General features: G+C 53.5%; 15 protein-coding genes. 3 read left to right on the top strand and 12 right to left on the bottom strand.

Annotation, left to right across the window (positions count from 1 at the left end; translation table 11 throughout):
• The first annotated feature begins 219 nt into the window (after positions 1-219).
• Positions 220-1,887 (top strand): MDR family MFS transporter, encoded by a 1,668-nt coding sequence (locus DQG23_RS22760; protein WP_113033185.1) that lies wholly within the window; start codon positions 220-222, stop codon positions 1,885-1,887.
• A 91-nt stretch (positions 1,888-1,978) separates the two neighbouring features.
• Here DQG23_RS22760 and DQG23_RS22755 read toward each other — a convergent pair whose 3' ends face one another.
• From DQG23_RS22755 to selD, 10 genes are all read right to left on the bottom strand, one after another.
• A complete protein-coding gene (locus tag DQG23_RS22755; protein WP_113033184.1) occupies positions 1,979-2,983 on the bottom strand; it encodes a Gfo/Idh/MocA family protein in 1,005 nt (334 codons plus the stop codon).
• A 244-nt stretch (positions 2,984-3,227) separates the two neighbouring features.
• Positions 3,228-4,130, bottom strand: coding sequence for a carbohydrate ABC transporter permease (locus tag DQG23_RS22750; RefSeq protein WP_238177985.1), 903 nt, complete (start codon positions 4,128-4,130; stop codon positions 3,228-3,230).
• Positions 4,127-5,071 carry a carbohydrate ABC transporter permease gene (locus DQG23_RS22745; RefSeq protein WP_113033183.1) on the bottom strand — a complete coding sequence of 315 codons (945 nt, stop codon included), beginning with the start codon at positions 5,069-5,071 and terminating at the stop codon, positions 4,127-4,129. The genes DQG23_RS22750 and DQG23_RS22745 overlap by 4 nt, the downstream gene beginning before the upstream one ends.
• A gap of 82 nt (positions 5,072-5,153) precedes the next feature.
• A complete protein-coding gene (locus tag DQG23_RS22740; protein ID WP_113033182.1) occupies positions 5,154-6,539 on the bottom strand; it encodes an ABC transporter substrate-binding protein in 1,386 nt (461 codons plus the stop codon).
• Positions 6,540-6,938: 399 nt separating this feature from the next.
• Positions 6,939-9,167, bottom strand: coding sequence for a helix-turn-helix domain-containing protein (locus DQG23_RS22735; RefSeq protein WP_113033181.1), 2,229 nt, complete (start codon positions 9,165-9,167; stop codon positions 6,939-6,941).
• A gap of 201 nt (positions 9,168-9,368) precedes the next feature.
• Entirely contained in the window at positions 9,369-9,587 is a 219-nt protein-coding gene (locus DQG23_RS22730) for a CDGSH iron-sulfur domain-containing protein (protein WP_113033180.1), read from the bottom strand.
• Between the two features lie 93 nt (positions 9,588-9,680).
• Complete coding sequence (locus DQG23_RS22725) at positions 9,681-10,538, bottom strand: hypothetical protein (RefSeq protein WP_113033285.1); 858 nt, start codon at positions 10,536-10,538, stop codon at positions 9,681-9,683.
• Positions 10,539-10,784: 246 nt separating this feature from the next.
• A complete protein-coding gene (locus DQG23_RS22720; protein WP_113033179.1) occupies positions 10,785-12,113 on the bottom strand; it encodes a uracil/xanthine transporter in 1,329 nt (442 codons plus the stop codon).
• Positions 12,114-12,307: 194 nt separating this feature from the next.
• Positions 12,308-13,363 carry a tRNA 2-selenouridine(34) synthase MnmH gene (mnmH, locus tag DQG23_RS22715; RefSeq protein ID WP_113033178.1) on the bottom strand — a complete coding sequence of 352 codons (1,056 nt, stop codon included), beginning with the start codon at positions 13,361-13,363 and terminating at the stop codon, positions 12,308-12,310.
• A gap of 30 nt (positions 13,364-13,393) precedes the next feature.
• Positions 13,394-14,434, bottom strand: coding sequence for a selenide, water dikinase SelD (gene selD / locus DQG23_RS22710; RefSeq protein ID WP_113033284.1), 1,041 nt, complete (start codon positions 14,432-14,434; stop codon positions 13,394-13,396).
• Between the two features lie 331 nt (positions 14,435-14,765).
• Here selD and DQG23_RS22705 point away from each other — a divergent pair, with 331 nt between their 5' ends.
• Positions 14,766-16,283 carry a DHA2 family efflux MFS transporter permease subunit gene (locus DQG23_RS22705; RefSeq protein ID WP_113033177.1) on the top strand — a complete coding sequence of 506 codons (1,518 nt, stop codon included), beginning with the start codon at positions 14,766-14,768 and terminating at the stop codon, positions 16,281-16,283.
• A 74-nt stretch (positions 16,284-16,357) separates the two neighbouring features.
• Positions 16,358-16,957, top strand: a complete 600-nt coding sequence (locus DQG23_RS22700) for a TetR/AcrR family transcriptional regulator (protein ID WP_113033176.1) — start codon at positions 16,358-16,360, stop codon at positions 16,955-16,957.
• A gap of 284 nt (positions 16,958-17,241) precedes the next feature.
• Here DQG23_RS22700 and DQG23_RS22695 read toward each other — a convergent pair whose 3' ends face one another.
• On the bottom strand, positions 17,242-18,306 hold the full coding sequence (locus DQG23_RS22695) for an alpha/beta hydrolase family protein (protein ID WP_113033175.1): 1,065 nt from the start codon (positions 18,304-18,306) through the stop codon (positions 17,242-17,244).
• Positions 18,307-18,442: 136 nt separating this feature from the next.
• A complete protein-coding gene (locus tag DQG23_RS22690) occupies positions 18,443-20,770 on the bottom strand; it encodes an AraC family transcriptional regulator (protein ID WP_113033174.1) in 2,328 nt (775 codons plus the stop codon).
• Positions 20,771-20,826: the final 56 nt, after the last annotated feature.

Here is a 20,826-nt window from a genome sequence, read left to right as displayed (position 1 = left end):
TCCCCCGCTTTCCTCGTGGAATCCCATGCTTTGCCTTCACCGAAAACTGGGTATCCGCCCAAAGCATAATACAGTATAGGTAGGCGGTACTCATTTTGACACAACTTCACCAAACATTTTTGCAAACATTTCCCTCGTTTTGGCTATGCTAACTGGATAAGCGAGGAAAACGGATTATCACAATGAAGCATACGCGCTTTCAGACAAAGGAGCCGAACGATGGAACATCTCGACAGCAAACGCAAAATAACGATTATGATCGCGATCATGGCGGCCATGCTGTTTGCATCGCTTAACCAAACGATCGTCGGTACGGCGCTTCCTAAAATCATCTCGATTTTGGGCGGCATGGAGTATTATAGCTGGGTTTTTACAGTGTATATGCTGACCTCGGGCATCACGACGATTCTGGTCGGGAAATTATCCGATATTTACGGCCGAAAACCGTTTCTTCTGCTCGGAATCGCCGTTTTTATCGCCGGCTCGTTCCTGACGGGCACATCGACGAATATCATCCAGCTGATCGTTTACCGCGGCATCCAGGGAATTGGCGGCGGCATGATCATGTCATGCTCGTTCACCGCAATCGGCGACTTGTTCGCGCCCCGCGAACGCGGCCGCTGGCAAGGGCTTATGAGCGCTTCCTTCGGACTGGCGAGCGTGTTCGGTCCGACCCTCGGCGGTTATATCGTCGATCATATGGAGTGGCATTGGGTGTTCTGGGTGTTTCTGCCGTTCGGTATCGTCGCCTTGCTGATGATATGGTTCATGTTTCCGAAAGCGGCCAGCAAGCCGGGCGAGTCCGTCGATTATTTCGGCTCCTTGTTCCTTACGCTCACGATCGTTCCGATGCTGCTTGCCTTTACATGGGCGGGCTCGAAATACGCCTGGGGCTCGGGAGTCATCCTTTCGATGTTCGCCTTCACGATCGTCGCTTTGATTCTGTTTATCGTTATTGAAAATCGCGTGAAAAATCCTGTTTTACCGCTGTTTTTGTTTAAAAATTCGATTTTCACGATATCGAACATTATCGGCTTCACGATCGGTGCGGGCATGTTCGGGGCCATTATGTATATGCCCTATTTCATTCAAGGCGTCATGGGGACGTCGGCTACGAATTCCGGATACGTAACCATGCCGATGACGTTAAGCCTTGTCGCAGGCAGCACAGTCAGCGGTCAAATCGTTTCCAGAACCGGCAAATATAAAATGCTGGCTTTCATCGGGCTTGCAGTTTTGACTGCGGGTATGCTGCTGCTTTCGACTATGGGACGGGAAACGACTACGCTGCATGCCATCCTCTACATGATTGTCGTCGGCGTCGGTATCGGGCTCGGCATGCCGATTTTTACGCTTACGGTCCAGAATGCGGTCGACCAAAAATATTTGGGCGTAGCATCGGCCTCTTCACAGTTCGTCCGCTCGCTTGGCGGTACGGTCGGGGTCGCGGTCATGTCGACGGTGATGACGCATCGAATGGCCGGGAAAATGGCGGAGCTTTCTGCGGGAGCACCCGCAAATACAACCAATATCCCGGCCGACGTCGGGCAAAAGCTGGCGGCGCTGCAAAATCCGCAAGTGCTGCTCGATTCGGAGAAGCTTTCGGCGATTCGCAATTCGCTGCCGGCTCAATACCAAACCATATTCACAGGGCTGCTGGATCGTCTGCGGGAGGCGCTCAGCTACTCGCTTTCCGGCGTGTTTCTTACCGGCGCGATCGTCGTGGCCGCCGCGATCGTGCTCACTTTCTTTTTGAAGGAGATCCCGCTGCGCAGCGGCGTGAAGCCGAATCAGCCCTCGGAGGATGAAGACGGGTATGCGGAACCGAATGAGGAGGATGAAGCAGCCGATGTCCGACTAGACAGACGGGAAAGAGCGAGGACGTAACGGACGTATTCCCCGTTCGCAAAGTGAAAATGCCGAAGCCGGCGCAGTAAACATGCGCTTGCTTCGGCATTTTTTTTGAGAAACAACCCGATTACGCCAATTCGATCGGCGCTCCGCACTCTGCGGAACGGTGAATCGCATCGACGAGCCGCGTATTGATTACACCTTCCTCCGGCCCGGCGAGCGGCTCCGTATCCAACCTGATATTGTCGATGAAGGCATGCAGCATATGGCTTGGCGGCCCCAGCAAGCGGCCGTTCACCGGCGTGCCGAGCGTCGGCACATGCTTGTAGACGGCTCCGGCTTGATGCACCATTTGATCATGAAGATCGACATAAAGCGCTCCGTCCTCGCCGATAATCTCGTATTTGAAATCGACGATCAGCGGCATCGATTCCGGTAAAATCCAGCTTGTCGTAAACGCGGCATGCGTACCGTCCTCGAACGTGACGATCGTTTGCAGCGAGTCGTACGTGTCGATCCCCATGGCGGCAAGCTTTTGCTTAGTTCCGACAGCGTACACGCGGACCGGTTTTTGTTCTTTCAGATAACAAGCCATATCGGTCGAATGCGACAGCAGAAACCAGCCCGGGGATGAGCCCTGCGACCATTTAAGCATTTTGGTAGGCACGAAAATCGTATCGTTCAGCCTCGAATTTATAGCCAACACTCGCCCGACTTCCCCGCTTTTTACCGCATGCTTCACATTGACGAAAGGCGCGCTCCAGCGGTTCTCGAAAGCGATCAAGCATTTGACGCCCGCAGCCCGGACGGCTTCCTCCATCTCCAGCGCCTCCTCGACGCTTGTGGAGAACGGCTTCTCAACCATGATGTGCAAGCCATGACGGGCCGCCGCGATTACCGGCTCCTTATGGAGAAAATCCGGCGTCGCCACAACGACGGCATCCAGCTTCTCCTTCGCCATCATTTCCGCCGCATCCGCATAACCCGGAACGCCGTAACGCTCTACGGCCGCCTCGAGGCTGGCTGCGAAAGCGTCGCTTACCGCAGCCAGCTCGGCGTAATGGCTTTGCAGAATCGTATCCGCGAACAGCTTCCCGCGCAATCCCATACCGACAATACCGAATTTGATCATCTCATCCGTCTCCTCTTCGTCCTATCTTTTTTTAGCAAATGTAGGGGGCGCATTGCATTCCGAAAAGGATTACCTTGCCGCTTCAGACATCTTGTTTTTGCGTTTCTCTCATTGAATGGGCCTTCGGAAGGGAGAAACACAAAGCCAAAACTCGCTGCAAGGCAATTCCTTTTCTCCATTTCATGCTGTCCCCTACACGTTAACTTCCCTAGATACTCCCCCCTGATCGAACGGGAGTATCCCGTCATTTCACTGCTCCGGCCGTCATGCCGCGCACCAAATATTTTTCCATCGACCAGAAGATAAGCACGATCGGAAGCGTCGTGAGCGCCGAGCCGGCCATAATGTAGTCCCAATTGACGATATATTGTCCCTGGAAGCTGGCGATACCGACGGAAAGCGTCCACATGTCCGCTCCGTTCAGCAGCGTGAACGCGAACAAAAATTCGTTCCAGCTCGTAATAAACGAGAAGATCGCGGTGACGACTAGACCCGGAAGCGTAAGCGGGAGAATGATCCGCCAGAACGTCGTGAAACGGTTCGCTCCGTCCACCATGGCAGCCTCGTCGATCGTCGGCGATATGGTGTCGAAGTACCCTTTGAGCATCCAAGTGCAGAAAGGAACGGCAAACGTCGTATAAGCCAGCACAAGCGCCATATGCGTATTGAGCAGGTTCAAGTCCCGCATGATAATGTACATCGGAATCATCAGCAGTGAACCTGGCAGCATTTGCGTAATCAAAATGATGTAGCCGATTCCCATCCGGCCGCGGAATTTGAAACGCGACATCGCATAACCGCCCAGCGTGGAAATAATGATCGCAAACAGCGTCGTCATAACGGAGACAAGCGTACTGTTCAAAAACCATTTGATGAAATTCAAATTATCGTCGGCGCCGAAATTCAGCATTTGCTTATACCCGTTCCAGTTCAGCTCGCTTGGCCAAAGGGTCGGCGGATTTTGATAAATTTCGCTTTGCGGCTTCAGGGAAATATCGATCATCCACAAAAACGGGAAGACGGCGAATAAGCATATGAGTCCGACAAGCACGTAAATCGCCGTTTTTTTGAAAATACCGGAACGTTTATTTCGCGCTGATTGTTCCATGTTCCGGTAAACGGCGGCGGTTCCGTTTATCCTCGTCATGCCGTATCCCCCGCTTTCGTAACCTTCATGTAGATGAACGTGAATACTAGCGAGAAAAGAAGCAAAATCATGCCGCCGGCTGCAGCCTCCCCGAACTGGTAATACTCAAAGCCCGAGCGGTAAACGAATATCGTGAAAATTTCGGTCGCCCTGCTCGGCCCTCCGTTCGTCAAGACGTATACGATCGCGAAATCGCGTATCGTCCAAACGACTAGCAGCAGGAATACGACCAGAGAAACCGGCTTTAGCGTAGGCAGCGTCACATGCCAAAATTTATCCCAGCCCGATGCTCCGTCGACTGTCGCCGCCTCATACAGCTCATCGGGAATACTTTGCAAGCCTGCAAGGAGCATGATTGCGACGAACGGAAAGCCCTTCCACACATTCACGAGCATCGCGGCATCCAGCGCGTAGTTGGCATCGCCGAGGAATGAGATCGGCGTATCGATGAGATTCACGGACATCAGCAAATGGTTGATGATGCCGTATTGATAGTCGTACATCAGCACGAAAATTAGACAGGCGACCACTTCCGACATCGCCCACGGCACGATTATGAGCACCCGGGCGAAGCTCCGTCCCTTAAACTTTTTGTTTAGCAGCAGCGCGGTCCCGAGTCCGAGCAAAAACCGCGCAACGACGGTTACGGCCAAATAAATGCCGGTAATGCCCAACGATTTGAAGAAGTAATCCGAACGGACGACTTCGATATAGTTTTTCAGTCCGACGAACGGGTGCCCGCCGATCGGCTTGGCGATATACCAATATTGGAAGCTCATCAGCGCCGCCTTGAAGATCGGATACAGCAAAATGCAGCATACCGTAATGACCAGCGGAGCGATAAACAGATAAGCGGTTTTCGACCGCCAAAGCGCCTTCCATTCCCGCTGCCAGAACGACGATGCGCCTGGCGTAGAGATCGTGCGATTTTCCAGTCTCATGCGCGAGTTCCTTTCTTCGGACGGGCCGAGGCTTCATTTCGCCCCGGCCAATCCGAACGTGATGACTGCCGGCCTGCTCAGCCTATTTCTTCATGACATCTTTCATTTTGCCTGCTGCCTCGTCGAGCGCCGTTTTGGCGTCCACATTGCCGACGAACATTTTTTCCGCCGCCGTTTGCATAATTTGTGCAAGTTGTCCTTGCTCGGCAATCGGCGGGTCCATAACGGCAGGCGCATACAGCTTATCGACGTATTCAAAAAACTGGGCGCCAAGCGGATTGCGCTTCTTGAAATCCTCCGAGCCGGAAAAATCTTTGTTGCTCGGAATCATTCCGGACACCTCGATAATTTGCTGGGCTTCCGGCGTCGTCATCCATTGAAGGAATTCCCATGCTTCCTTCTGGTTTTTGCTCTTCTTCGAAATCATCGCTACGAGCGGATACATAGTCGGATTCGGTTTATTGTCCTTGCCGTTATAACTCACGACCGGCTGCGGGATGAGCCCGAGATCGTTCATCAGCTTCTCGTCCCGTTCCCGCGTCATGCCTATAAACCAAGGACCGTCCATAATCATCGCCGCCGCGCCGTTCCAGAACATTTCACGCGTCGTCTTTTTGTCCCTGGTGCCGGCCGGCGTTGCATTCGGATCCTTCAACAGATCAAGCCACCAGTTAGCTGCCCAAATGTTGGCTTCGGAATTCACATTGACGCGGTCCGGCGTATACGGCCCCTGCTCGCCGTCGCCGAAGTAGATGCCCCCCGAAGCGGGACGAGCCACGAGACGATACCATTCCGAAGATGTAAACGCATGGGACGAAACGACGCTGGCGAACCCGTATTGATCCGGCTTTCCGTCTCCGTTCGTGTCAGCGCCCAGCTTGGACGCTGCCTTCTTGAAGTCGTCGAGCGTCTTGATGTCCTCCGGTTTGACGCCCGCTTTCTCGAATAACGATTTCCGGTAAAAAATACCCGTCGAGCCCCATGCATAGTTGGATACCGCATAATACGAGCCGTCGATTTTGTTCAGCTCCTGGCCGACCAGCTTCGTCTCCAGATCCTTGCCTTTGATGTAAGAATCCAGATTGACGAAAGCGCCGCCCTCCACCAGCGAGTTGTAGCGGGCGATATTTTCCGGGTACAGCTGCACGATATCGCCTTGCGTTCTTGCCACCACTTCAGTCGTCAGCTTATTGAAGAAGTTGTTGTAATCGGTGCCGTGAACGGTAATTTCGACGTTCGGATTCAATTCATTGTACTTCTGCAGGAGCATGTCGATCGCTTTCTTATGAGGCGCTTCCGTATAAACGGAAGTTTCGAACGTCAGCTTCACCTTCTCCTTGGAGCTGCCTTGCGAGGAGGCTTCGCCCGCCGGTTTGCCCCCGTCTCCTCCGCAGCCCGCCAGTACGCTGCTCGCCGTTGCGATTACCGCGAACGCGGCTGCCGCTCTTTTCATCCGTATCTTGTTCATGTTTCGCCGACTCCCTTTCGTAGTTGATCGTTTGGTACACGAGTTCTGCTGACTAGCGTTGAATCTTTAAATGGTTTCGAATCGGCCAAGGCGATCCTGCCGATCCGCCGCCGCACGGCCACCTCCATTCCGGAAAGCTTGCCCTGATTCTAAGCCCGGAGTATGAGAGCGCTCAATAAACGATTTTCGTTCGATGTGCCGATTGTCATTTTGGCCCGCGGAGATTCAAGGATAAACGCTTGCCGAAATCGCCCGCGGTTACCACAGGTTCGGGCTTCTTCCGCAATATACTTTCCGATGGCTCCAAATATAGAACACCGCCCATCCCGGCGGCGAGCAGTAAACTGCACGGCACGCCGACAAATGCGCGGTGTCTCTCGATAAACCTTTTTCGCTTCTTTACTTTTTGTCTTCTTTGCGGTAATCGCCGGGCGACAAACCGGTCGATTTCTTGAAAATACGAATGAATGATACCGAACTCGCATAACCGACCTGCTCGGCGATTTCCTGAACCGGAACATTCGTCTCCTTGAGCAGCCGCTTGGCATGCTCCATCCGCAGCTCGATCAGAAAATCCACGAACTTGACCCCGAACGTCTCCTTAAACAACTTGCTTAAATATTTGCCGTTCAAATCGAATCGTTCGCTTAATAAGTCGAGCGATAAATTCGGATCGGTAAATTGCTTTTCTATATATGCTTTTACATCTCCCATCAGCGCATGCTGGCTTCGAGCGTCCCTCAGCGAGCGGAGCGTGTCCGCATATTCGCCGAGCTCCTTCATGAACAGCTGCTCCAGCTCGTCGATCGTCTCGAACGATTCCAGGGCATCGTACAGTCCCGGCAAGCTTTTATCCTGCCAAGGCTCCTGCAGCTCCGGTCCCATCCCCGCAATCGCCCGGTTCAAATGGAAAATAAAAAAGCTCATCAAACTCGACGTATCGTCGCGCGACAGCAGATCGCGGCGAATGTGGCCGAAAAATTCGCGCAGGCAGGCGAGCCATGCTTCATCCGAAAAACGGTAATGATGGACGATCGTTTGAATAAGCTGCAGATGCTCGTACATTTCGCCCTTCGAGGGCACGGTATCCTTATACATAATAATCCGGTTGATGCCGTATACCGTCTTGAAATTGAGCGCTTCCAGCGCTTCCTTGCCGGAAACGCGAAGCTCGTCGGGGAGCTCCACCCGTTCGCCGACGCCGATCGTGACGGTCATTTGCAGGTTTTGCTCGACCCATGCGCGAACTTTTTCGAGCAACGAAAGAGATTCCTCGCGCAATTCCCGTTCGCCGCCTATCGAATGAAATATACCGCTCAGCCTGTCCCCCGCCGTCCAAAGCTTCCATACGGCAAGCGGCCCGTTCTGGGTCGATTCTTGCACGACGCAATCGATGACAAACTTAAGCAAATGCTGGTCCCTTTGGCTATATGTTCGGCAAAACTCGCCGTATTTATCGATCTCGATGACGAATGCCAGCTGATCGCCGAAAGTAACGGGCAGCTTGTGCCGCTCCATCTCCTTTTGCCATTCGTCCAGGCCGATCGGCCTCGTGCCTTCCAGCAGCTCATAGAAGAAAAACTGCCGTTTGACCCGTAAATCCTGCTCGAACTGCTCCGCGAATTGCCCGGTTTCCTCGATTAGCCGTTCCAACGCATTTTGGATAAAATGAAATTCGTTGCCGTCCCCGGACAGCGATTGCGCTTTCTGCTCGGAATATGTCCGGAGGCGGCCGACGATCAGCTCGATTGGCTTGTAGTTCCGCTTCGTTACGTAGATCATCCAGCCGATTCCGCCCGCAACCATGATCAGGCCGATCGTGAACCAAACGTTGTACAATCCCAGCACGAAGCTCGCGAGGCCGCCGCTCGGCACGCCGGTTTGCACGTTCCATTCCGTATAGTCCGAGGTATAGCTTGCAAACAGCTCGTTGCGTTTCGATTCCGGCGTCTTCGGCGAATCTCCCTGCTCCAATAGGGAAGCGCCTCGGCTGTCGGTCATTTGCATGAAGCTGACTCCCGGATCGTACATATCTTTGACTAATCCGTGCAAAGCATCGGTGCGCACATTGGCGATAATCATGCCTTTGTCCTGCGTAAAAATCGGAACGCCGCGCGTCAGCGTAACGACACGCTTGTCCACCTCGAACGAAAACTCCCGGTAAGACCGGACATCCGACCACAAACTGTTCGGAGCGTGCTCCCGCTGTTTGATGAAACCCGCATCCGGATATTGATCGAGCGGATAAGAGGTCCCGAGACTAAGCACCGACCGGTCCTTAAACCGGACGAGATACATCGAATCGACGAGCGGATTGTTGACGATAAACTCTTGAATCGCATTCATGAGGCGCACGTTCAAATATAGATCTTCTTCGCCGTCCTGCGCGAAATAGCGCACCATATCCTGGTTGTTCATCGCTTCGTAGGTCAGCTTCTGGTCGATGCTTTTCAGCGAATGGTCGATCGATTGCATCGCCTGCCGCGCCAGAACGTCATTCGCTTTGACCGCGTTTTTTTTGTTTTGCTCGCTGAGCGTCTGAAAAAAAATAAAAAACAAAAAAGCGGTTACAACAAAAAAAACGGGAACATAAGACAGCAGGGTGCGGTAAAACCAAGTTTTGTTCATGTCTCATTCCTCGTTTCGGCAATGAAGTTCATCTTTGATTGTTTAAGTCTATCCGATTCGCGGGATGCGGGCAACCGGAACGGGCAGGAAATAAGCAGGGGCGCCGGCGTTCACATTAGAGTCGCTCCTAAGCGTCTCTTACAGTTGTCGGGAAATGAAAAATATCCCGGCCTCTTCACGAGACCGGGTTGCAGTAGCCAATCATTCGTTCTGCTTCGCTCTCGGCGCGCTTTCGAAGCCGATCGATTTATGCGTGCCGTCGCAGAACGGCTTGTTGCCCGACCCGCCGCACCGGCAAAGCGAGAACGTTTCTTTGTGCTCGAACGGGTTGCCTTCTGCGTCCACCAATTCGACCGGCCCCGTCACCCTAAGCGAACCGTTGTCGTTCACTTTAATCGTCACTTTGATTTGGTCTGCCATGAGATTGCCTCCTATGTACGGTAGTCAATACAAGTATACCCGGCAATCACGGGAAAAAGACGGGCCGTTACTCACAGATTCATCCTTCAGCCGTTACACTTTCCGCAAAATCATCCACCACTTGCCGTCGTAGCCCTCCGGCTCGACTTCCTCCAAGCCCAAATTGGCTTCCTTGATCCATGCTCTCGCTAAATTAATATAATTGCTATGGAATGCCGTCGAATAGCCGATTTGTTCATAGCCGTCGTAGGAGCAATTATCGAAGATCATGTACCCGGCTTGTTTAAGCAAGCCGCGACAGGTATCGACGATCCCGATAAATGTTTCGCAGACGGCGTCTTTCAATCTTCCGCTATGATGGTACTCCATGACGGCTTTCAACATTTGCGGCTCGATATCCCACCAGTTGTTGTTTACCGTATCGATCCCTTCCGCATCGGCAATGATCGTCTGTACGATATCGTTGATCGCATGGTGAAAAGCGACCGCGTCAAATGTGCCGCCTTCGACGTAGTCGAGAATGCGCGCCCCGTCGTCCTCGATAATCTGTACGTCTACGTTCAAAACCGCCGTTTTGCGCTTAAATTGCTGGGTTAACTCTTTATTCAAATTAGCGGTTACATACCGGCCTTCCGCACCTGCATAAGCATCCAAGGCTTGAGGAATGAAGTCGGTATCGCCCGATGCGATTTCGAAGAGCTTGGCTTGCGGAGAAATATTCAGTGTTTCAAATAAATGAAGCCATGATGCCGTATAGTATAGCTGCAAAAGCTCCCTGCTGTTTTCTCCCGACAGCTGAATCGGCTCGCGAACGATCTGACTCAGCCGGTCCTCGGTCTCTTTGGCCGTCATCGCGTCCAGAAGCGTTCTCGTTTCAAGCGATAAGTGACGTTCCAGGCTCTGCTTGAACTTTCCCGATTCGATTTGTCCCGCAAGCTCTCTCAAATTCACGCCGATCACTCCGTCTCCGATAAAATAAAGTACTTCAGCGAACGATCAAGGTAACGCCACCCGCGTATTAAACGACGGCGTTTACCGCAAGTTCCAGGCCGTTTCCACGATACGATCCGATAAACGTACGAACGGCAAACAGATTCGCATAAGTTCATTATACCGGGACTTGGACCAAAGGATGGCATTTTTTTCAACCGCGTATTTTTTCGGTGAACAGCTGTAACGAAACGCCTTCGACAGCAGCTAGGAGGCCTTCTTTTCCTCCGGTTTTTCATCCTTGGCAAGCTCGAACTTGTCCCAATTAAAAACATTATTGATGGCTACCGCTACGACGATACCCATCAGCAGCCCGTTCGAGACGATCGGACGAATCAGCGCCGGGACCGCCGCAAAAGCCGCCGCCGGAATGTTCATCAGCGCCAGACCGACCATAGCGGGGATTGCGATTTTATACACCGTTGCAGGCGTAAACACGACTCCAGCCAAGTTGCGCACAGCCGAGCCGAACAGCTGCAAATAAGCGACGAATAAAACGGCATGCCCTACGCTTACGGGCATCGACGCGAAAAATCCGCTTAATGCCGGAACGAAACCGAGCGTCATGAAAATAATCGCCCCTACGAAATAGGGAGAAGTAGCCAATATTCGCGTCGATTGCAAAAATCCGAGCGAAGACGCGTAAGGCGCATAAGGCACGAGCCCGAACGCCCCCGAAACGACCGAATAAGTACCCGTCAAAGCGAACGACCTGCGATATTCGCCTTCTTTCGTTTGGCGTCCGTAAAGCTCTTCCGCTCCTTTCAGCGCGGCAACCGTATTCGTCATGTTCAGAAGACCGGTTACGATGGTCATGATCAAAATGCTCGGCTCGACATGCGGTTCTCCCCATGGGAACAAAGCAAGCAGCGGACCGCCGCTCTCTTCGGCCGCGCTGTTCGTATGAAACAAAAGCCGAAACGCAATCCAGCCTGCTACGATGCCGATCAGAATTGCGAAATTGCGCACGAAAGGTTTCCCCTTAATGCTGAGCCAAAGCACGAAAACGACTATAACGAGCGAAAGCCCGGCTACCGGCACATCGATTTTATCCGATACGGACAACCCCAGCATGCCTTTGAAAAAAATCATGATCAGTTGGCAAGCAAGCAGAAGAAGAAAGACGCCCATAACAGGCTGGGTGAACCATTTGGTCAGCAGCCTGCCTATGCCGAGCGCGCCCAGCAGGGCGACGAGCCCGCCGGATATCATCATGCCAAGCGACAAAGCGCCGCCAAGCTCCGGCAAGCTTAGCCCAAGCGAAGCCGAAGACGCGCATAAGCTAAGCGTAACGCCCCACCATAACCCCGACTGTCCTTCCATGACGGCGTAGCGGTGTCCGATCAGCGCCTGAAGCGCGCAAGCGATGCCCGTAAACACGAAGGAGCGCTGCAGCGCTCCTGAAATTTCTTCCGGTGATAGCTGAAATGCCGCCCCTACCGATAACGGAATGACGACGGTGTTCGCAAACATGAAAAAAAACCATTGAATGCCGCCAAGACCGATCGTAGCGGCCGATAATTTGCCCTTGTTCATTTAATATTCCTCTTCGATTGTATAGTCTATTGCGCAAGCGTGCGCAGATGCCGATTGTTATTATAGCACGTATGCGGAGCAAATCGAAGGGTTGATCGCAAGGTGCAACGGTGTAATCCTGAATCGGAACCACATCGTTAAAAACGCCGTTTCCGGCATCCTTACTCTTCATAAACCTTAGCAATGGATATCCTTTACCTGCTTGCCGATGCCGGCTCCGGCTTCAATGCCGGCAGAAACCGGACGACCGCCTCAGCCGCATCTTCGACGCCGCTTGCATCGATATAGATGCGCTCGTCTCCATACTGCGCCGCGGCATGCCCGTAACGCGGATCGTAATAATGCTCGAGCAGCAGCGATACCGCTTCGGAGAACCGGTCTGCCTGCAAATGAGCTTCGATCTCAGCTGCGACGGGCGTATGAATCCGCCTTTTAATTTGCTCAAATGCATGGATACAAGCGGCCTTATTTTCATAGGGCCGGTATTCCTCCACAATATTACGCACGCGTTCCTCAATCGGCATCCGGATGAACAACTGCGTCCCCCGTTCCTTCGCTTCGACCAAAAAGTTGGGCAATACCGCCTTCCCAACCCGCTTGCTTTCCGCTTCCAGCATGACGAAAGGCGATTCGTTCATGTCAATCAGCTTGTGTATGAGCAGCGATTCGAACGTTTTCTGATTGTTCGGCTTCAGTCCGATTTGCCCGAAAATCGAGCCTCGGTGCTGCGCCATCGTTTCCAGATCGAGCACCGGGTAGCCGCGCTCCTCCAGCAGCTGCAGCAGCTTCGTTTTGCCGGAGCCGGTATAGCCGCTCACAACATAAGCATGCTGCTTGAACGAGATGCTTTCCAATTGGGCGACAACCCATCTCCGGTAAGCGCGAAAGCCCCCTTCCAGCCGATGAACGCGGATGCCCATAAGCGAAAGCACCGTCGCCGTCGTTTTGCTGCGCATGCCGCCTCTCCAGCAAAAGACCGCTTTGCGTCCTTCCAGCTGCGCAAATTGTTTGATAAAGGCGGGCAGCTTCGCCGAAACGATTTCCAGCCCCCGCTCCTTAGCCGCTTGTATGCTCACCTGTTTGTACAGGGTACCGACCTGGCTGCGTTCTTCATCGTCAAAAAACGGAATGTTCAAGCTGCCCGGTATGGTCGACTCCGCGAATTCGGAAGGAGACCGCACATCGATAAGCGTAAGTCTCCCTTGCTTCGCTTCGTCAAGCAATTGTTCGATCGTCATATCCTGGAACAAAGTATCGTCCGTCCTTTCTTGAATGCCGGATTAATCGGTCACAACGATTTGTCCCGGATGGTCGGCCACAACCTCGCCGATCATGGCGGCGGCCGATACGCCGGCCTTGTGCAAATCGGCCAACAGCGCTTCCGCCTGCTCTGCGGCGACGGAGATAAGCAGTCCGCCCGATGTCACCGCATCGCACAGGATCCATTGCTCCGTCTGATCCATCGACGATGCGAAGGAGACCGCGCCTTGCAGATGCGCGAAATTGTTCTTCGTACCGCCCGGCACGAAGCCCTCGTCCGCAAGCTCGCGGACACGCGGCAGCACCGGCACCTGCGAACGCGCGATACGCACCCCGGCGCCGCTCCCTTTGGCCACCTCGGAAGCGTGGCCAAGCAGGCCGAAGCCCGTAACGTCCGTGCACGCATGAACGTCGTAAGGTTCCATCGCCTCGGCTGCGGCTTTGTTCAGAGTCGTCATCACCTCGGTAACGCGCCTCACTTCTTCGGGGTCAAGCTTATCCTTCTTGATCGAAGTCGTCAGAATCCCCACCCCGATCGGCTTCGTCAGGATCAGCTTGTCGCCCGGCTTCGCACCGGCGTTCGTACGCACCTTTCCAGGGTGGATTAACCCGGTAACGGCCAGCCCGAACTTCGGTTCGTTGTCGTCGATCGAGTGACCGCCTACAAGCGTAGCGCCGGCTTCCTTCACTTTATCGGCAGCGCCGCGCAATATTTCGGCGAGCACCTGTTTGTCCAGCGTTTTGATCGGAAAAGCCACGATGTTCAGCACCGTGAGGGGTTTCCCGCCCATCGCATAAATATCGCTGATCGCATTAGCCGCAGCTACTTGGCCGAACGAATAAGGATCGTCGACGATCGGCGTAAAGAAATCGACCGTCTGAACGAGCGCAAGCTCGTCATTCAGCTTATATACGCCCGCATCGTCGCTCGTATCGAGCCCGACGAGCAGATTCGGGTTCGGCTCGGCTTGGGGCAGATTCCGCAGCACCTGCGAGAGGTCGGCCGGTCCGATTTTGCAGCCGCAGCCGCCTTTGCTTGAAAGAGAAGTTAGTTTAACCATTTGATTGTCAGCCGTCACTATTTATCATCCTTCCCGTTTTTATCTAAGATATAGGTCCGAAGCTCCTGGATGGCTTAACGTAGTCCACTGAGTATAAGACAATTGCAAAAGCAAGTTCACATGTCCGATTCCCGTTAGGGAACTCAGCAGCCTTTGACGCTAGTACTTAGAAGCGTAGCATATTAATGCATTTAATAAAACTGCATTGAAATTTTCAGAATCAAGTCAACGCCAATATTATGACATGAAATATAATTTGACAGTAACTATCATTTTAAATACAATGTCATTAAATGGGTTCTTGAAGAACCGTGAAAGGCGGATGATTACAATGCGCAATAATAGTTCGCGCAAATGGTGGGTGCTGGGCGCGCTCACCTTCGGCCTCTTGGCCGTTTCCTTGGATATGACGATTCTGAATGTCGCACTGCCGACGCTTGCGAACGACCTTGAAGCCTCTACAAGCGATCTTCAGTGGATCGTCGATTCTTACAACCTCGTATTAGCGGCGGCTTTACTGCCTGCCGGCATGCTCGGCGACCGTTTCGGCCGGAAAAAATTTTTGCTTGCTTCGCTAATCCTGTTCGGTGCGGCATCCGCCGGATGCGCTATGTCGGATACACCTTCCATGCTCGTACTTATGCGCTGCTTTCTAGGGCTTGGCGCCGCGTTTTTAATGCCTTTGTCCATGTCGATACTGCCCGTTCTTTTTCAGGGCGCGGAACGGACCAAAGCCATGATGATATGGGCGATGGCCAACATGTTCGGCATCCCCCTCGGCCCTATTCTCGGCGGCTGGCTCCTGAAGCATTACGCTTGGGGATCGGTCTTCCTGATTAACCTGCCGCTGGTCGCGATCGCTCTGATCGCAGTCGGTTACCTGCTTTCGGAATCCAAAAGCGCCGCGCGGCATCGGCTCGACGGGATCGGCATGCTGACATCCAGCTTAGGCCTTACCGGCGTCACCTACGGCGTCATTCGGGCAGGCGAACACGGGTGGTCGGATTCTGCGGCAGCCGGTACGCTTGCCGCAGGGCTTGTACTGCTGATCTTGTTCGTCGTACGGCAATTCAAAGCCGCCCATCCGCTTATCGATCTATCGTTGTTCCGTTCGGCCCGCTTCACCTGGGGAACCGTACTCGCGACAACGGTTACGTTTGCCATTTTCGGCTTGATGTTCGCCATGCCGCAGTATTTTCAGATCGTTCAGGGAGCGGACTCCCTGGGAACCGGCCTGCGACTGCTGCCGCTTATCGGAGGACTGATCTTCGGCGCCAAGGCTGCGCAAAGCTTGATTGCCCGCTGCGGCGCAAAGCTCATTGCCGCGATCGGCTTCGCACTTCTCGCTGCCGGCTTGGCTATCGGGTCGGCGACCGGCGCGGATAGCGGATACGGCTTCGCAGCCGCATGGATTACGGTATCCGGCTTCGGTCTCGGCATGGCGCTGCCAACCTCCATGGACGCAGCGCTTGGCGAACTATCCGCGGAAAGAAGCGGTGTCGGTTCCGCCCTCATTATGGCCCTCCGTCAAGTCGGGGGCACGTTCGGCGTCGCGTTGCTCGGGTCAGCCATGAATGCTGCCTATCGGTCGCAGCTTGATCTAAGCGGTGTCCCCGAACCGGCTGCGGAGACCGTCCGTCAAGGCGTGGCAGCCGGGACCGCCGTGGCGAAGCGGTTGAACTCGGAACCGCTGCTAGATTCCGTTCGGCATGCCTTCGTTTCCGGGATGGGCATCATGCTTTTGATCTGCGGCGGCATCGCCGTAGTCGGAATGGCGCTTGCGCTGCTGTACTTGCCCCGTACCGCCGGGGAGCGAAGCGCCGGAAGCGCGAACGAGTTCGGCGCGTAACGTTGCCCGTCTTCTGCAAAAACGGTACACTACAGGTATAGGACATAACTGTGTAGATGCCGGGAGGCTAGCGCGTGATTTCAGATGACCAACCCAAAATCGGGCTTCGCGAGAGAAAAAAAATAAAAACCCGAGAAACCATCCAGCAGAACGCAATCAAGCTGTTCCGCGAGCAAGGGTATCATGAGACGACAATCGAGCAAATTGCCGACCGATCCGAGGTTTCCCCCAGTACGCTCTTCCGCTATTTTCCGACTAAAGAAGCGCTTGTGCTGGAGGACGACTTCGATCCTATGCTGATTGACATGTATCGGAATCAACCCTCCGAATTAACCCCGATACGGGCTTTCCGTCAAACCGTAAGGGATAGCGCCGCACTTATTCCAGCCGATGTGCGACATGCGATTCGGGAGCGGATGGAGATCGTCATGGCCATCCCCGAGCTTCGGGCCGCCAATATGTCTCAAATTTCGGACACGCTGATGATGATTGCCGGCCTGATTGCCGAACGTATCAAACGGGATCATGGCGATCGTGCGGTACTTGCTTATGCCGGTTCGATTGTCGGAGCGATTCTCGGTGCGCATTCCTATTGCGTGCAACATCCGGAGGCCGACTATATCGACGTGATCGAGAGTGCGCTGGAGACTTTGGAAAACGGACTCGAGGCATAATATTATGAGAATCGACCCAGACGACGCAAAGATTCATGTTTTGCAGGGAACCGGTTTGAACCGCCTGCTAAATTGCAAGTAGACGGCCAAAAAGGACCTCCGAAAATCGGGGGTCCTTGGCATATCTATGGAAGCAACGCGTAAAAATCTAATCTTAAAGCCATCCTTCTCATTCAAAAGCTGCGCGAAACCTCGAACCATATCCCGGAGGTTCTTTTCAACCGGACAAAATAATCGCTGCCTTGCTGCATAACGTCGGTCGACCGCATGCCGAACTTGCGCTTTTACAACCACTCGTTCAGCCAATCGAGAACGGCCGGAATGTGAAACTGATGGCCTCCGTCAAAACCGTCAAATTTCGAATTTTGTTCGCACCCTGCCGCGGTATAAGCTTTTCGCACTGTTTCATAAACCTGCTGCGAAGCCTGAAACGGAAACCCGATATCCTCCTTGCCGCAGGAGAATAAGGCGGGTTTGGGAGCAAGCAGCGCGGCAACGTCGGCCATTTCGCCGTATTTCAGAAGATGGGGAACCGTCATGGAGCCGCAAAAATTGCCCCACTCAATCGCATGCGCTTCGAAAGAATTGAAATACCCGCTTATGACCGCGGCGCGAATACGGTCGTCAAATATAGACGTATAAAGCGCCCAGGCTCCGCCGAACGACAGCCCGATGCAGCCGATCCGCTCTTGATCCGCCTCTTCCCTCGACTCCAAATAATCGATGCAGCGCATCGCGTCCCAAATGTTTAGCGTAAGCGGATTGATGCCGAGCATGATCGACTTCAGAAACACGAGGTCGCAGCCGTCTTTTTCGCCTCCCGCATGCGGCTTTCCGTAGCCGAGCTTGCGTTCTCCGAACCCTCTTGCATCGGGAACGACCGCAATGAAGCCTTCGCGGGCCAATTCGGGAGCGATATCGTATCGATGCGCCCTGTAATCCATTTCCCGCTGCCGTTCTCCGTGCTGAATGCCGGCTACGTCATCTTTGCCCGCGCCGTGGCCGTGCAAGCAAAGCACGGCGGGAAGCTTCCCGTTTTTTCGGCGAATCGCGGCTTTCGGGTTGTTTTCGTCCGGAACGAGCAGATAAAACGGCACCTGCATGTTTTCCTCGCTATGAATGACTACTTTTTCGCACGTATAACCGTCGTACCGCACTCTTTCTAAAATGACCGGCCGCGGATTCACGAGCGTTTCGGGCCACTCCCCTAACAGATCGTGCAGCTTTTCCGTAAACAGACGTTTCCAAAGCTTCCATTCGTCTTCGGAGCCGGCGTCAAACGCGAAGGAACGTTCCGTTCTTCGATACCGTTCCTTTATGTACTCGCCCATGGAATAAAAATGCGACATGGCGGCATCCTTCCTCCTTTTGTGCTGTTCCCGCCCACTCAACCGTCAATTGCCGGAATGCTGACCGCTTAAAGTTCATTGCTAGGCTTGAGCGGCAGGAATCGCTTATTCCCCTTCTTTTCCCAGACCGTTTCCGTCACCGAAGACTTTCGCAGACATCCCTATATTCCGAAGGCGTAATGCCTTCGCGCTGCTTGAATTTGCGGTTGAAGTTCGTCTGATCGACGTAGCCGACCTGCTTCACGATATCCTTCATCTTCGCTCCCGTCGTTCGCATCAATTCCTTCGCTTTCTCCATCCGGATCATATCGATGTAATGAATCAGCGGGTAACCCGTCTGGTCTTTGAAGAAACGGGTCAAATACGACGGCGATACGCCGAATTGATCGGCGACCCCGTTCAAACTGAGCATCGGATCGGAAAAATGAACGTCGGCATAAGCGATCACCTGATCGAGCAAATTGACGTTTTTGCTTTCCTTTTTGCTATGGATCAGATCACACGCTTTGGCGCAGTACTCGAGAATATGCGCTTCCAGCTCCTCCAGCGTCTCCAAGCCTGACAGCGAAAAAGCTTTCGCCCCCGGATGCTCCCATTCTCCTCCCATTTCGATCATCGTCTTCATAACGGTTTGCATAACGCCGAGACAGATGCTGGTTATCTCTTCGGCGCTAAGTTCTTGACGGCCGATGCTTGCGGCAAGGTCGCGGACGGCGCTTTCCATATCCGCGCGTTTCCCCTGCTTCACCGCAACGACGATCCGGTTTTCCGGCTCGAACGGATACCAATAGGCGGACGAGCTCTGGCCGGCCGTTTCGCTGTAAAAAATCGTTTTCCCGTCCCCGCGGACAATCCGGTACCGGGCGGCGCCGCACGCCTCCAAAAACGACATGCGCAGTCCGGCCTCGCCCGAATAGATGCCTCCTCCGCAAACAGTAAGCGTATGCTTGAAATATTGCCGGAAGAACGCTCTCGCATCGTCGGCAATTTTGCCTAATTGCTCCTCCCCGTATAACTCTCGCATATTCAACACCAAAGCGATTTCCCGCTTATCCGGCAGCTCCAGCCCGTATCCGCCGCCGACTTCCCCGGAGAGCTCTTCGACGATATTAACCAGGCTGTATTTCAATATAGCCTGCATCGACGGCGAGTTTTGCTCGACAAAACGGTTATAGTCGTCAATGATAAACAGAAGCACGGCGAAATTCGGATAGTGAAACGACATATTTGTAAGCCTTTTCATCGCTTCCATCGCTTCGCCCGGCTTGATTTGTCCGTAAATCATCTTAAGCAAAAGCTGCTCTTTGGCGAGACTTGCATGGGTTTTCAGCCGCGAGAGCAAGTCCGTGTTTTCCCTCGTCATCTCCCCTACGGCATGAGTGATGATCGAGTATTCGTCATAACGTCCGGCGGCGGAAGACTCGAATCTGCTGCCGCCGATCGAATGAAACAGTCTCTGCAGCGGCCTGTAGTTTCTCCTTGCGAAAAATAACGCCATCACCGTACCGAGCAGCAGCACGGCGAAAACCGATGCAAAAAACACGTTTTGCTGAAGATGGATGCCCGCCATCATTTGATCGGTCGGAATTACCGTAATGTAAGACCAGCCGTTCACAGTGGAGGTCAGCTTGCTGACGGACAGCTTGCCGTCCCCCGCTTTGACCGAGCTGATTCCTTGCGGCTGCGAAGCGATGCCGATTTCCTTCAGCACATCATTCGCTTTCTCATAAGAACCGACAGTCGATGCGGAAGCGATAATTTCGTTCTTCTCGTTCAACAAATACGAATAACCCTCGTATTTATTAAGCGCATTCAGCAAAATGCCGGCGAACGACTGCTCTTCGATCAGAAACAGCACGACGCCGTACGGCTTGCCGGCATTATAGGACAGCGGCGCGATGTAAGCGGCAAGGCGCTTCGATTCCTCGCCTGCAATGGTCACATACTCGAGCGGCCGCATTAAAGGCGACCCGAGCGTGTCCAACCCCTGTGAAAGTTCATCCTTGCTCCAAAACTCGAAACGAAATTTATCGCGAAAGAACGAGTCGAGCGAATAAACGCCGCTGGCCGCATACACCCTGTCGTCGTTGCGCGACGAATAATACAGGGCGACGTCCCGCAAAAAACCGTTCGTCGATTTATAATCGTTTAATATGCCGATCGTACGGGTCAAACTGTAAACGCCCGCTTCCAATTTATAAGGGATCAATTCGCCGTTGACGGAGATGCGGTAAGCGATCCTGTTCATCTCCTTCGTCCGGGTATCGATCGCTTCCCGGGTCTGTCGGAGCAGCGACATATTCGCTTCTTCGAGCTCCTTCGTCATAGCGGAAAAAAAAGTGCTGTACACGACGCTGCCGACGATCAACAAGGACACGCACACGACGATCAAATAAGAGAACAGGTAGCCGTAAAATCTGCGCGATTTTCGCCGGTTGAACGGAAAAACGTTCGATAGGCTCACACATTTCCCCCTCTTTCTGCGTCGGCAGAGCCTTATTGACCGCAGCGGCGGCTGCC

This window comes from Paenibacillus contaminans (assembly GCF_003285015.1).
GTDB classification, from domain to species: Bacteria; Bacillota; Bacilli; order Paenibacillales; family NBRC-103111; genus Paenibacillus_V; species Paenibacillus_V contaminans.
Note: the sequence above shows the minus strand (reverse complement) of the source record. Positions and strands in the feature narration are given on the sequence as shown.